The 13136-nt window shown below is 72.4% G+C and carries 12 protein-coding genes; 5 read left to right on the top strand and 7 right to left on the bottom strand.

Features of this window, described 5'->3' with window-relative positions; genetic code table 11:
- Positions 1 to 159: 159 nt before the first annotated feature.
- The 5 genes from BJ958_RS02215 to BJ958_RS02195 are packed head-to-tail and all read right to left on the bottom strand — an operon-like array spanning position 160 to position 5410.
- Complete coding sequence (locus BJ958_RS02215) at positions 160 to 1185, bottom strand: phosphotransferase family protein (RefSeq protein WP_179725150.1); 1026 nt, start codon at positions 1183 to 1185, stop codon at positions 160 to 162.
- Positions 1182 to 2360 carry an acyl-CoA dehydrogenase family protein gene (locus tag BJ958_RS02210; RefSeq protein ID WP_273518231.1) on the bottom strand — a complete coding sequence of 393 codons (1179 nt, stop codon included), beginning with the start codon at positions 2358 to 2360 and terminating at the stop codon, positions 1182 to 1184. The genes BJ958_RS02215 and BJ958_RS02210 overlap by 4 nt, the downstream gene beginning before the upstream one ends.
- Positions 2350 to 3117 (bottom strand): SDR family NAD(P)-dependent oxidoreductase, encoded by a 768-nt coding sequence (locus tag BJ958_RS02205; RefSeq protein WP_179725146.1) that lies wholly within the window; start codon positions 3115 to 3117, stop codon positions 2350 to 2352. The genes BJ958_RS02210 and BJ958_RS02205 overlap by 11 nt, the downstream gene beginning before the upstream one ends.
- 40 nt (positions 3118 to 3157) lie before the next feature.
- Complete coding sequence (locus BJ958_RS02200; protein ID WP_179725144.1) at positions 3158 to 4336, bottom strand: thiolase family protein; 1179 nt, start codon at positions 4334 to 4336, stop codon at positions 3158 to 3160.
- Between the two features lie 45 nt (positions 4337 to 4381).
- A complete protein-coding gene (locus BJ958_RS02195; protein ID WP_179725142.1) occupies positions 4382 to 5410 on the bottom strand; it encodes an NADP-dependent oxidoreductase in 1029 nt (342 codons plus the stop codon).
- 127 nt (positions 5411 to 5537) lie between these two features.
- Between BJ958_RS02195 and BJ958_RS02190 the strand changes: the two genes are divergently transcribed.
- From BJ958_RS02190 to BJ958_RS02175, 4 genes are all read left to right on the top strand, one after another.
- Positions 5538 to 6047 carry a MaoC family dehydratase gene (locus tag BJ958_RS02190; RefSeq protein WP_179725140.1) on the top strand — a complete coding sequence of 170 codons (510 nt, stop codon included), beginning with the start codon at positions 5538 to 5540 and terminating at the stop codon, positions 6045 to 6047.
- 67 nt (positions 6048 to 6114) lie between these two features.
- Complete coding sequence (locus tag BJ958_RS02185; RefSeq protein WP_179725138.1) at positions 6115 to 6984, top strand: ABC transporter permease subunit; 870 nt, start codon at positions 6115 to 6117, stop codon at positions 6982 to 6984.
- 4 nt (positions 6985 to 6988) lie between these two features.
- Positions 6989 to 9595 (top strand): ATP-binding cassette domain-containing protein, encoded by a 2607-nt coding sequence (locus tag BJ958_RS02180; RefSeq protein ID WP_218865557.1) that lies wholly within the window; start codon positions 6989 to 6991, stop codon positions 9593 to 9595.
- A complete protein-coding gene (locus tag BJ958_RS02175) occupies positions 9592 to 10617 on the top strand; it encodes an MBL fold metallo-hydrolase (RefSeq protein ID WP_343052531.1) in 1026 nt (341 codons plus the stop codon). The genes BJ958_RS02180 and BJ958_RS02175 overlap by 4 nt, the downstream gene beginning before the upstream one ends.
- 7 nt (positions 10618 to 10624) lie before the next feature.
- Here the strand turns inward: BJ958_RS02175 and BJ958_RS02170 are convergent, their stop codons facing one another.
- A complete protein-coding gene (locus BJ958_RS02170; RefSeq protein WP_179725136.1) occupies positions 10625 to 11374 on the bottom strand; it encodes an SDR family NAD(P)-dependent oxidoreductase in 750 nt (249 codons plus the stop codon).
- A 125-nt stretch (positions 11375 to 11499) separates the two neighbouring features.
- Between BJ958_RS02170 and BJ958_RS02165 the strand changes: the two genes are divergently transcribed.
- The gene (locus tag BJ958_RS02165; RefSeq protein ID WP_179725134.1) at positions 11500 to 12669 is read left to right on the top strand and encodes an ABC transporter substrate-binding protein; all 1170 of its coding nucleotides are present in this window, start codon (positions 11500 to 11502) and stop codon (positions 12667 to 12669) included.
- Positions 12670 to 12748: 79 nt separating this feature from the next.
- Here BJ958_RS02165 and BJ958_RS02160 read toward each other — a convergent pair whose 3' ends face one another.
- A complete protein-coding gene (locus tag BJ958_RS02160) occupies positions 12749 to 13075 on the bottom strand; it encodes an EthD domain-containing protein (protein ID WP_179725132.1) in 327 nt (108 codons plus the stop codon).
- Positions 13076 to 13136 lie beyond the last annotated feature (61 nt).

Genomic DNA, 13136 nt, shown 5'->3' with positions numbered 1-13136 from the left:
CGGAGATCCCGGAGCTGGACGGCGACCCGGTCCTCACCGACCTGCTGGCGGCCCGCATCACCGACAACATCCGGGTCGCGATGCGCGGCCCAGCCGTGCGACACCGACGCCCCGGTGACAGTCACCGCCTCTGCGCACGGGACCTGACCGCGTCACCCCTCACCGAACGAGCCGGGCTGCCTGTTCGAGATAGGGCTCGACCGCCTCGCCGGCCGTGTCGAAGCCGGTGCCCGAACCCGAGCCAGCCAGCCGCCGGTGGTCGATGCCGGCTGAGATGACCGCGACCTTGAAGCAGGCGAGGGCCCGGTGGAAGTCCCAGTGCTCGAGGGCGACGCCGCCGACCCGCTCGTAGCCGGTGGCGAGGTCGTCGACCGAGGGCAGGCGGGGGCTGGTCCACGCACTGGGAGCGCCGACGACGAGGTCGAACGGCGGGTGGCGGTAGGCGCACATCATCGCGACGTCGGCGACGGGGTCACCGATGGTGGACAGCTCCCAGTCGACGACGGCGGCGACGCGGTCGGCCCGAGCCGTGCCGGGCGGCGCCAGGAGGGTGTTGTCGACGCGGTAGTCGCCGTGCACGACCGCGGTGGCGCGCTGCTCGGGCAGGGCCGCGGTCAGCCGGGCGACGACCTCGCGGGCCAGGCCGTCGAGGCGCTCCTCACCGACGGTGTCCCACTGTCCCGACCATCGTCGCAGCTGGCGAGCGGCGTAGCCGTCGGGCCGGCCGAAGGTCTCCAGGCCCGCAGCGACGTGGTCGACGCCGTGCAGCGCGGCCAGGGTCTCCAGCAGGCTGTCGACCACGGTGGCGAGCCGGTCGTCGTCGTACGACGCCAGGTCGGCCTGGGTCCGGATCGCGACGCCGTCGACGAAGCCACTGACCGTGAATGGCACGCCGAGCACGGCCTCGTCCTCGCAGAGCAGCACCGCGTCGGCGACCGGGACGCCGGAGGACATCAGCGCTGCGGTGACCCGGTGCTCGCGGGCCACGTCGTGGGCCGACGCGGTCCGGCCGGCGCGGGGTGGGGTGCGCAGCACCCACCGGGTGCGGCCGTCGGTGATCGCGTAGGTCAGGTTCGACCGGCCACCGGCGATCAGGTCCGAGGTCAACGGGCCGGCCGTGCTGACGCCGGCGAGGTCGAGGCGGTCGGCGACGGCGGCCAGCTCGGCAGCGGTCAGCTCGCTCATCGCCCACCACCGGCGATGCGACGCACGGCGCGCTTGGCGATCGACCAGCGGTGCACCTCGGAAGGACCGTCGTAGATGCGGAAGGGACGGATCTCGCGGGCGATCCGCGCCACCGGCAGGTCACGGGAGACCCCCAGCCCGCCGCACATCTGCGTCGCCCGGTCCACGACCCGGTGCAGCGCCTCGGCGGCGAAGGTCTTCGCGATCGAGGTGGCCTCGGAGGCCCGACCCCCGTCGTCGAGCTCACGACAGGCCGCCAGCAGCAGCGCGCGGGTCGCGGCGAGGTCGATCTCGTTGTCGGCGATCAGCTGCTGCATCATGCCGAGGTCGGCGAGCCGGCCGCCGAACGCCTCGCGTCCGGCGACGTGGCCCACCGCGACCTCGTGGGCACGGCGAGCCGCACCGGACCAGCGCATCACGTGGGTCATCCGGGCCGGCCCCAGGCGCACCTGGGCGTAGCGGAAGCCCTCGTCGACGCCGCCGAGCACGTCCTCGTCGGGCACGAAGACGTCGGTGAACCGCATCTCGCAGTGACCGCCGAGCATCGAGCGGTCCACGGTCCCGATGTGTCGCACCACCTCGACCCCGGGTGTGTCGGCCGGAGCGAGCAGCATGGTCGCGCCGCCGGCGGCTCCCGGCTCGCCGCTCGTGCGGGCCATCACGATGAAGAAGCCCGCGCCGTCGGCGCCGGTGATGAACCACTTGTGGCCGTTGACGACCCAGCCCCCGTCGACCCTCGTGGCGCGGGTCGTCAGCATCGAGGGGTCCGCCCCGGCGCCGGGCGCCGGCTCGGTCATCGCGAACGCCGAGCGCACCGTGCCCGCGACGAGGGGCCGCAGGAACCGGTCCCGCTGCGAGGGGGTCGCGACGTGGTCGAGCAGGTGGATGTTGCCCTCGTCGGGGGCGTTGATGTTCAGTGCCATCGGGCCGAACAGCCCACGCCCGGCCGCCTCGAAGACCGGGGCCCGATCCACCATCCCCAGCCCGAGGCCGCCGCAGTCGACCGGCCCGTGGGGCGAGAGCAGCCCCGCCGCGGCGGCCTTCGCCTGCAGCTCGCGGCGCAGGTCCTCGCCACCGGCCGCCTCCACGTCGCCGTCGTGCTCGTCCTCGATCGGCAGCACCTCACGGCGGACGAACTCCTCCGTCTCGGCGACCAGCGCCCGCTCAGCCGACACTTGCGCCACCGTCCACGTAGAGCGTCTGGCCGGTGATGTAGGACGCCTCGTCGCTGGACAGGAAGGTCACCGCCGCCGCGATGTCGGCCGGCTGGCCGACCCGCCTCACCGGCACCGCCTCGGCGTTGAGGCGGCGGAACTCGTCGACGTCGAGCTTGAGCCGGGCCGCGGTGGCGTCGGTCATCTCGGTCGCGATGAACCCGGGCGCCACCGCGTTGACGTTGATCCCGAACGGGCCCAGCTCGATGCCCAGGGTCCGGGTGAAGCCCTGGATGCCCATCTTGGCCGCCGAGTAGTTGGCCTGGCCCCGGTTGCCCAGCGCGGAGATCGAGGAGATGTTCACGACCTTGCCGTACTTCTGCTCCACGAAGTGCTTCTGCGCGGCCTTGGTCATCAAGAACGCACCCTTGAGGTGCACGCCCATGACCAGGTCCCAGTCGTCCTCGGTCATCTTGAACAGCAGGTTGTCGCGGGTGATGCCCGCGTTGTTGACCAGGATGTGGATCCCGCCGAGCTCGGCGACGACCCGCTCGATCGCGGCGTCGACCGACGCGGCGTCGGAGACGTTCGCGCCCACGCCGATCGCCGTGGCGCCCTCGGCCAGGGGCAGCTTGGCCGCGGCCTCGGCGGCAGCGGCCTCGTCGAGGTCGACGATCGCGACCGATGCGCCCTCCTCGGCATAGCGGCCGGCGGTGCCGAACCCGATCCCTCGTGCGGCTCCGGTGATGACGGCCACTCGCCCGTCGAAACGACCCATGACTCTCCTCGATCTCTCGTTGTTCTCGTTGTTCGGGCGCTCAGACCCGGCGGAAGAGGGCGGCCAGGGCCTGGCCGCCGCCGATGCACATGGTGACGACGCCCAGCTCCAGGTCGCGCCGCACGAGGTCGCGCGCGACCCGCAGGGACAAGATCGCCCCCGTCGCGCCGACCGGATGACCGAGCGCGATCGCGCCGCCGTAGGGGTTCACCCGCTCCGGGTCGAGGCCGGCGTCCCGGATGCACGCGACCGCCTGGGAGGCGAAGGCCTCGTTGAGCTCGATCGTGCCGATGTCGGAGGGTGTGGTGCCGGTCCTCTCGAACAGGGAGCGCAGGGCCAGCACCGGGGCGTATCCCATCAGCTCCGGCTCCATCGCCGCCGTCGCCACCGCCTCCAGCGCCACCAGCGGTCGCAGGCCACGATCGGCGGCGGCCGACTCACGGGCCAGGACCACGGCGGCCGCACCGTCGTTGACGCCAGACGCGTTCCCGGCCGTGACCGTGCCGTCGCGCTGGAAGGCCGGCCGCAGACCGGCCAACGCCTCCACCGTCGTGCCGGGCTTGGGGTGCTCGTCCTCGGTGACGGTGACCGGCCTGCGACCACCGACCTCGACGGGGACGATCTCCTCGCCGAACACCGCCCTGGCCTGCGCGGTCGCGGCCCGGCGCTGCGACTCCGCGGCGAACTCGTCCTGCTCGAGCCGCGACACGCCGTACCTCTCGGCGACCCGCTCCGCCGTCACGCCCATGTGGAAGCCGTGGAACGGGTCGGTCAGCATCATCACCGTCCCGTCGGCCAGCGACCGGTCGCCGAGCCGGTAGCCGTCGCGGGCGCCGAAGTCGTAGAACGGCATCCGGGTCATCGACTCGTCCCCGCCCGCGAGCGTGATGTCGAGGCCGTTCCACCGCATCTCCATCGCCGCCGACCAGATCGCCTGCAGGCCCGAGCCGCACAGCCGGTTCACCGTGTACGCCGGTACGCCGGTCGGCAGCCCCGCCGCGAGCGCGACCCTGCGCGCGTTGTAGGCGTCCGGGCCGACCTGACCGATGCAGCCCATGACGACCTCGTCGACGTCCGCCGCCTCGACCCCGGCGCGCGACAGCGCGCCCCGAGCGGCGACGGCCCCGAGCTCGAAGCCGGGGACCTCCTTGAACACCCCACCGAAGCTGCCCACCGGGGTGCGCGCCCCGTCGACCAGCACGATCGTCTCGTCCACCATCTGCTCCACCTTCGTTCGTCTGATCCGTCCCGAGGCTCGTCCGGCTCAGAGCCGCACGAGCGTCTTGCCGACCGTGCGGCCGGCGAGCATGTCGGCCATCGCCGCGGGAGCGCTCGCCAGCCCGTCGTAGACGGACTCGCGGTGCACCACCCTCCCGTCGCGCAGCCACGTCCCGACCCGCTGCTCCATCTCCGGCTGCAGGTCCAGGTGGAGGCTGCCGCGGAAGCCCGCGAGGGTCAGGTGCTTGGCCGTGGCGAGGAAGATGTTGCGCGGCCCGCGCGGCTGCGCCTCGTAGTCGGACACCGTGCCGCACAGCGCGATCCGGCCGTGCAGGCGCAACGCGTCGAGCGCGGCCTCGAGGTGGTCCCCACCCACGTTGTCGAAGTAGATGTCGATGCCGTCGGGTGCGAGCCGGGCGAGTCCCTCGCGCAGGGACTCGTCGCGGTAGCAGAACGCCTCCACCCCGAGCTCGTCGCGCAGCCAGGCGACCTTCTGCGTCGAGCCCGCGGTCGCGATCACGCGGTGTCCGAGCTCGCGCGCGATCTGCGCGACCAGGGAACCCACCGCTCCGGCGCCCGCCGACACCCACAGCACGCCGCCGCCGTCGAGCGCGTCGACGACGGCCAGCCCGCTGTACGCCGTCAGGCCCATCGGCCCGAGCGGGCCGAGGTACCACTGCGCCTCGGCGGCCGACAGGTCGAGGCGCCGCAGCGTCCCGATCCCGTTCATCGCCGCCTCGTCGGCCCGGACGACGGCGTGCTCGCGCCAGCCCAGCGAGTGGCTGACGGTGTCGCCGGGCGCGAAGCCGGCGGCCCGGGAGGCGAGGACCTCGCCCACGGTGAGGATCCCGTCCATGGCCCGGCGCAGCGGGAACGCAGCGAAGTAGCCGTCGGGAGCCGCGGCCCGCAGCCGCAGCCGCAGGCCCGGGTCGACCGACGTCCAGGTGTTGCGGACGAGCACCTCGCCGTCCGCGAGCTCGTCGGGACCGGGCAGGTCGACCTCGACCACGGCGAACTGCTCGGGGCCGATCCGGCCCGTCGGGTACGTGACGACGTGCAGCTGCGCACTCCTCATGGCGTCCCTCCTCGGGTTGGACACCCGCAGCGTACCTGAACTAACTTCAGTTCATGAACACTGACACCATGGCGACCCACCGGCACCGTCCTCCGGCCACCCACCTCGCCGACACGGGAGCAGCGGCATGACCCGGGTGTTCCGCGGCGTCGACGCGTTCCGCGACGCAGCGGGAGCCGAGCTCGGAGTGAGCGGCTGGCTGACCATGGAGCAGCCGCGGATCGACGGCTTCGCGGACGTCACCGAGGACTGGCAGTGGATCCACGTCGACCCGGCTCGCGCTGCCGCGAGCGACCTCGGCGCGACGATCGCCCACGGCTACCTGGTGCTCTCCCTGATCCCCCGCCTCAGCGCCGAGGTCTTCGAGTTCGCCGACATCGATCGCGCTGTCAACTACGGCCTGGAGCGGGTCCGGTTCCCCGCGAGCGTGCGCCCCGGCGACCGCCTCCGGGCACGGGCCGAGCTGGTCGAGGTCACCGACCACCCCTCGGGCGCACTGGGGCGGGTCCGTTACACGCTCGAGCTGGACACGAGCACTCGACCGGCCTGCGTCGCGGAGGCGCTGATGCTCGTCGTCGGCGAGAGCGGTGCCGACCGACGCGAGGACGTGGTTGCGGTCACACCCTCGACCACCTAAACTGAACTCATCTCAGTTTGCCTGGCAGGGGAACACCTGCCTGACGACGCGCCGGAGGTGCAGCAACGTGGACCAACTCCTGATCACGCTGATCGGAGGACTCGCCAACGGCGCCGTGTACGGGCTGATCGGGCTGGGCCTCGTGATCGTCTTCCGATCGACGGACGTGATGAACTTCGCGCTCGCGACCATGGCGACCATGGCGACGTACGTCGCCCTGAGCCTCCACGACAGCGGTCTCGCCCTGGTGCTGGCCGCCGTCGCCGCGATCGTCTTCGGGTCGGTGAGCGGCCTGGTCGTCCGCGAGGTGCTGATCCGCCCGCTCGGCCAGGGGCGGCTCTTCGCGGCCCTGGTCGTGACGATGGGACTCTCCCTGATCGTCGAGCACTACATCGGCCAGCACTGGGGCGAGCAGCCGAAGGCGTTCCCGCGCCTGGTCGACGGAACGGTGACGATCGGCAGCTCCCGGGTGACCGTGCAGGACCTGCTGGCGCTGGCGCTGGCTGCCGTCGCGATGGGCCTGGTCGGCTACCTGTTCACCCGCACGCCGCTCGGCTCCGCGATGCGCGCGGTGGCCGAGTCCTCGGAGACCGCCGCGATCATGGGCGTGGACGCGCACCGGGTCGCCCGCATCGCGTGGGTCCTCGGACTGGCCCTCGCCACGCTGGGCGTGCTCCTCTACGCCCCCAAGACCGGCCTGACCCCGGTCGTCATGGCACCGGTCATGTTCCGCGCCTTCGCCGGCATCTTCCTCGGCGGGCTCAACAGCATGGTCGGCGCCGTCGTGGGCGGCCTGATCATCGGCGTGCTCGACAACCTCGCGGCGGCGTACGTCTCGGCGAGCTTCCGCGACACCTTCGTGTTCAGCGTCGCCATCCTGGTCCTCCTCGTCCGGCCGCAGGGCATCTTCGGCCGCCCGGTCTTCGAGCGGGTGTGACGGCGTGAGCACCTCCCTGACCTCCCCCGACCACGACGACATCCGGACGAAGGCGACGACGATGGCCAGCAACAGCGCACCCGCGCGCACGATGTCACCGATCTGGGTGAAGGCCTGGCTGCTCGCCCGGCTGCTCGGTGGACCGGTGGGCGCCGTGGTCGTCGTCGTGATGATCACCTCGGGCAGCATCCCGACCTACACCGCCTTCACGGTCGCGCTCGCCGCGGTCTACGCCATCACGATCCTCTCGATCAGCCTGCTCGCGCACTGGAGCGGGATCTGGTCCATCGGCCACCCGGCACTGCTGGCGATCGGCGCCTACACCGCCGCGTGGGGCAGCTCCCACGAGTGGCGGCTCGAGGTGACGGTCGCGCTCGCCATGGCCACCTGCGGCGTGCTCGGCGCCTTCCTCGGCTTCGCCGGCTCCCGCTTCTCCGTCCTCTACGTCGCCCTGCTCACCTTGGCCTTCACCCTCGTCGTGACCGAGGTGGTCCTGGTCTGGAAGGACGTGACCAACGGCGACGAGGGCGTCTCGGTGATGGGCTTCAGCTGGCTGTTCGGGGACTTCTACGCCTCCGACGACACCGCGCTCGCGATCGTGGTCGCCACGCTCGGCGTCTGCATCGCGCTCGCCGAGCTGGTCCGTCGCACGCCCGTGCGGATGCGGCTGGTCGCCGCCAAGACCCACCCGATCGTGGCGCGCACCGTCGGCATCTCGCCCGAAGCCCAGTCCTCCATCGGGTTCGCCCTCAGCGGCGCCGTCGCGGGCCTCGCCGGCGTGATGCTCGGCCTGGTCTCGGGCTTCGTGAGCCCCGAGTCGTTCTCGCTGGTGCTGGCGATCAACCTGATCGCCGCGACCGTCCTCGGCGGCACCGGCAGCCTGGTCGGTGCCGTCGCGGGCGGCGCCTTCCTCGCCTGGGCCCCGAGCATCGCCTCCGACCTCAGCATCGACCAGCCCTACCTCGTCGGCGGGCTGCTGATCCTCGCCCTGATCTTCCTGCCCGACGGTGTGGTTCCCACGGCGGGCCGCGTGCTCGACCGGTTCACCCACTGGTCCGAGCGGCTGCGCAGCGCCGCGGTGGCGGGCAGCACCGAGGCGGCCGAGGGCGTCGCCCTCCCGGCCGGCCACGGCACCGGCGGACCGGGGCACGACCTGCTCGCGGTCGACGGGCTCGGCGTGCGGTACGGCGGCCTGCAGGCCGTCGACAACGCCTCGCTGACGCTGGCTCGCGCGGAGGTGCTGGCGATGATCGGCCCCAACGGCGCCGGCAAGACCACCTTCGTCAACGCGCTGAGCGGTCTGACCGGCGACGGCAAGGTCGAGGGCCGGATCACCCTCGACGGCCAGGACCTGCGCCGGGTCCGCACCACCCGGCGCCGTCGCGCCGGGATCGGGCGCACCTTCCAGCACGCCGAGCTCTTCGGCGAGCTCACCGTCATCGAGAACGTGCTGGCGGTGCGCCGCCGGATCAGCCCGGCCGACCGGGTCCGCGCATTCGCGCTCCTGGAGGCGGTCGGGCTCGGCGAGGTGGCCCACCGTCGCCCCGCCGAGCTGCCCTTCGGCCTGCAGAAGCGGGCCGACCTCGCCCGCGCGATCGCGGAGTCGCCGGCCCTGCTCATCCTCGACGAGCCGTTCGGCGGCCTCGACGCCGACGAGCGCGAGATCCTCGCCGGGCACATCCGCCGGGTCCGCGACGAGGGCACCTCGGTGCTGATCATCGACCACGTCCTGGAGGACCTGTTCTCGGTCGCCGACCGGGTCGTCGCGGTCGACTTCGGCCACACGATCACGACCGGCACGCCCGACACCGTGCTGCAGGACCCCGAGGTGCGCCGCTCGTACCTCGGCGTGATCGACGAGGAGAGCGCTGCCGCCGCGCCCCTCCCCCTCGGCGGCGAGCCGGTCCTCACCCTCAGCGACGTCGGCCACCACTACGGCGGCGTGCAGGCGCTGCGGGGCATCGACCTGTCCATCCCACGGGGCGGCATCGTCGGCATCGTCGGCGCGAACGGCGCGGGCAAGAGCACCCTCGGCCGTCTCCTGCACGGCTCGCTCACCCCGTCCTCGGGCGAGCGGACGATCCGCGCCGCCGACGGCGAGGACCTGCGGATCAGCCTCGTCCCGGAGGGCCGGGCACTGTTCAAGACCCTCTCGGTGCGCGAGAACCTCGAGGTGTCGGCCTATGCCATGGGCCTGGGCGGTCGTCGGCTGGCGAGCACGCTGGACGAGATGGCCCAACGGCTGCCGGAGCGGGTGCGCACCCGCATGCACATATCGGCCGGTGCCCTGTCGGGCGGCGAGCAGCAGCTCGTGGCGATCACGCGTGCGCTGATGGCCGATCCCCAGGTGCTGATCCTCGACGAGCCCGCCCTGGGCCTGTCGCCGGCCATGGTGCAGGAGGTGTACCGCCAGATCACCGCCCTGGCCGAGCAGGGCATCACCACGGTGCTGCTCGACCAGTCGCTGCCCCGCGCCCTGCAGACGTGCTCCACCGTGGTGGTCCTGCGCCAGGGCGAGGTGGTGGCGACCGGGAGCGCCGAGGACGAGGGCTTCGCGGCGCGGGCCGAGGAGGCCTACTTCGGCGAGGTCGGCTCGTCCGGTCCCGCGTGAGCACGCCGCCGCCCTGGTGGCAGGCCCCGGCCTGCCACGAGGTCGCCGACGGCGTGCACCGGATCGTGCTGAGCATGCCGAACGACGGGCTCCGCGCGGTCAACGTCTACGCGGTCGAGCTGGGCGCGGGACGCGACCTCGCCCTCGTCGACGGGGGCTGGGCGGTCCCCTCGGCCTTCGCCGAGCTGACCGCCGGCCTGGCCACGATCGGCCGCGCGCCCGCCGACGTCCGCGACGTCTACGTGACCCACATCCACCGCGACCACTACACCTTCGCCGTGCGCCTCCGCGAGCGCCACGGCACGCGCGTGCACCTCGGCCGCCCGGAGCAACCCGGTCTGCACGGAGTCCAGCGGCTCGGCAGCAACGTGCCGACCACCTCGCTCCACCAGCTGCGCCGGTCCGGAGCCGCGCGCCTGGCGGACGACGTCCTGGCGGCGACGATCCGCGAGCCGTTCGACGCCGCCGACTGGGCCGACCCCGACCACTGGCTCGATCCCGGCCCGATCGAGGTCGGCCACCGCACCCTCGAGGCCGTCGCGACCCCGGGCCACACGAAGGGCCACCTGGTCTTCCACGACGCCGAGCAGCGGCTGCTGTTCTCGGGCGACCACGTGCTGCCGACCATCACCCCGTCGATCGGCTTCGAGCTCGGCGACTGGGACCTGCCGCTCGGGCACTACCTGCGCTCCCTCGAGTCGCTCCTGGCCCGGCCGGACGCGATCCTGCTACCTGCGCACGGGCTGCCCGGCGGCAGCGTCCACCAGCGGGTCCGCGTCCTGCTGGACCACCACGACGACCGGCTCGCGCAGACCCGGGCAGCCGTCGCCGCCGCACCCCGGCAGAGCGCCGCGGCCGTCGCGGCCCGGCTGTCGTGGACCCGTCGCGCGGTGCCCCTCGCCCACCTCGACCAGTTCAACCAGATGGTGGCGATCTGCGAGACGATCGCGCACCTGGACCTGCTCGCGGAGCGGGGCGAGGTCGACGCCGAGACTCGCTCCGGCGTCGACCTGTTCCGCTGAGGCGGGCTCAGCGCGCCGACCAGCCGCCGTCCACCCGGACCTCGCTGCCGGTCATGTACGACGAGTCGTCGCTCACCAGGAAGGCCACGACCGCGGCCACCTCCTCCGCCCGCCCCAGGCGGCCCATCGGCGTGTTCGCGAGCATGGCGGCGTGTCGGGGCGACCCCTCGAAGCGGTCCAGGAGCTGCCGGGTGCCGATGAAGCCCGGGTGCACCGAGTTGACCCGCACCCCGCGCTGCGCCCAGTGCAGTGCGGCGTTCTTGGTCAGGTTCGTGACCGCCCCCTTCGCGGCGGCGTAGGCGGCACTGTTGCCGAGGCCGCCGCCGATCCCGAGGATCGAGCTGATGTTGACGATCGAGCCGCCACCCTCCTCCACGAGGGCACCGGCGTGCTTCATCCCGAGCCAGACACCGGTCTGGTCGACGCGGACGATCCGGTCCCAGCCGGCCAGGGTCTCGTCGGTCACCGACGCCATCCCCCCGATGCCGGCGTTGTTGACGAGAGCGTCGAGGCGGCCGAAGCGGGCCCGGACGGCGTCGACGACGGCCTCCCAGTCCGTCTCGCTGCTCACGTCCTGTGCCAGCGCGAGGTGCCGCTCCGGGGCGGGGAGCCCCGCGACGAGGTGCGCGCACGCGTCCCGGTCGAGGTCGGTGACGACGACACCGGCTCCGTCGGCCGCGAGCCGGCGGCAGATCGCCTCCCCCAGCCCACCGGTCGCGCCCGTCACCAGCACGGTCATGGTGCTCAGGTCCGTCATCGTCGAGATCCTCCTCGTGCCGCGCCGTACGACGCGGGCTAGTGAATTCAGTTCAGGAAACTCTTGCAGCCGAGATGTGACGGAGCCTACACTGAAGTGAACTCAACTCAACTTGGAGGTTCTTGATGAAACTGCTGCGCGCGGCCGCCCTGGCGATGTCCGCGACCCTGATGCTGGCCGCCTGCGGCAGCGCGGACGGCGACTCCTCCTCGGGCAACGACTCGATCAAGATCGGGGCCTGGTTCCCGCTCAGCGGCGCCCAGGCCTCGAGCGGCAACCCCCAGATGGTCGGCGCCTCGACCTTCTGGAAGAAGGTCAACGCCGACGGGGGCATCAACGGCGAGAAGGTCGACTTCGTCTACAAGGACAACGCCTTCGACCCCCAGCAGACCCTGCAGATCGCGCGCGAGATGGTGACCCGGGACAAGGTCGACGTGATCGCCAACGCCAACGGAACCGCCACCACCGAGGCGACCTTCCCGCTCGTGCTGGAGCAGAACAAGACCCCGATCTTCGGCACCTACGGTGGCCTGACCAGCTGGTACGACCCGCCGAAGGACCTGCTCTTCGGCACCCAGACGCTGTACGAGAACCAGGCCAAGATCGCCGCGGAGTGGGCCCTCGAGGAGGGTGCCCGCAAGATCACCATCGTCCACGACGACCCGGCCGCCTTCGTGACCGTCAAGGACACCGCCGCCAAGACCATCCAGGCCGAGGGCGGCAGCGCCGACAACGTCGAGGTCAAGATCGGCACCACCGACTACGGCCCGGCGCTCGCCGCGGTCAAGAAGCAGGACCCCGACGCGGTCCTCCTCATCCTCCCGCCCCAGGAGGCGGCGGCCTACCTCAACGAGGCGGCCCTGCAGCGCGTCGACGTCCAGGCCTACGGGTACGCGCCCGCGGTCATCGAGGCCACCGTCGAGCTCGCCGGCGCGAACGCCGAGGGCTTCCGCGGCGTCGCGCTGACCAAGCCGACCACCGCCGACGACCCTGCCGTCCAGGAGTACCGCGACGACCTCGCGAAGTACGGCGACGGCGCCGAGCCGGACCTCTACTCGCTGGCGACCTACGGCTACGCCAAGGCCCTGTCGATCATCCTCGGCTCGATCGACGGCAAGGTCGACAAGGCGAGCATCGCCAAGGCGATCGAGTCCGCCCAGGACGTCGAGACCGGCATCGTGCCGCCGCTGTCGTACTCCAGCGACGACCACCTCGGCACCGACGCCGGCGTGCGGGTCGAGGTCGAGAACGGCGAGTTCGTCGCCAAGAGCGACTTCATCTCCCCGAAGCAGTGACCGGCTGACCCCTGCTCCTCCCGAGAGCACAGGAGGCCCCGACGCGTCGCGTCGGGGCCTCCTGGCGTTCCCGGACACCTCAGGCGAGCGGGACCATGACCCGCTCGTCGCCCGTCACGATGATGCTGCGACCGCCCATCGACCCGACGTGGGCGACGGCCCGCTGCCACTCCTCGCTCGCCAGGGCCGCCTCCAGCGCCTCCCGGTCGTCGAAGCTGAGGACCGACATGCCGTCCCAACCGGCCGAGCGCTTGTCGTCCATCGCGCCGAGCACCTCGGTGTGCAGCCAGCGCCGCAGGCCCGGCAGCGGGTAGGTCACGTCGGCGTGCTCGCCGCGCCACCAGGCGATGAACTCGTCGTGGGTCCACTCCGACGGCTTCGACGCGAGGACGATGAGGTTGTACATCAGCAGTCTCCTGACTTGAATTCGGTTGAGGTGAGGGAGCCGAGACGAGCACGGCCGGGAC

The organism is Nocardioides kongjuensis (genome assembly GCF_013409625.1).
Lineage (GTDB): Bacteria > Actinomycetota > Actinomycetes > Propionibacteriales > Nocardioidaceae > Nocardioides > Nocardioides kongjuensis.
The sequence above is the reverse complement of the archived record's forward strand: the minus strand, read 5'-3'. Positions and strand labels throughout refer to the sequence as shown.

Excerpts from the sequence above, each read along its gene's own strand:
- BJ958_RS02215 (WP_179725150.1), bottom strand. The coding sequence starts at position 1,185 with ATGAGCGAGCTGACCGCTGCCGAGCTGGCCGCCGTCGCCGACCGCCTC.
- BJ958_RS02205 (WP_179725146.1), bottom strand. The coding sequence starts at position 3,117 with ATGGGTCGTTTCGACGGGCGAGTGGCCGTCATCACCGGAGCCGCACGA.
- BJ958_RS02200 (WP_179725144.1), bottom strand. The coding sequence starts at position 4,336 with ATGGTGGACGAGACGATCGTGCTGGTCGACGGGGCGCGCACCCCGGTG.
- BJ958_RS02195 (WP_179725142.1), bottom strand. The coding sequence starts at position 5,410 with ATGAGGAGTGCGCAGCTGCACGTCGTCACGTACCCGACGGGCCGGATC.
- BJ958_RS02190 (WP_179725140.1), top strand. The coding sequence starts at position 5,538 with ATGACCCGGGTGTTCCGCGGCGTCGACGCGTTCCGCGACGCAGCGGGA.
- BJ958_RS02170 (WP_179725136.1), bottom strand. The coding sequence starts at position 11,374 with ATGACGGACCTGAGCACCATGACCGTGCTGGTGACGGGCGCGACCGGT.
- BJ958_RS02165 (WP_179725134.1), top strand. The coding sequence starts at position 11,500 with ATGAAACTGCTGCGCGCGGCCGCCCTGGCGATGTCCGCGACCCTGATG.
- BJ958_RS02160 (WP_179725132.1), bottom strand. The coding sequence starts at position 13,075 with ATGTACAACCTCATCGTCCTCGCGTCGAAGCCGTCGGAGTGGACCCAC.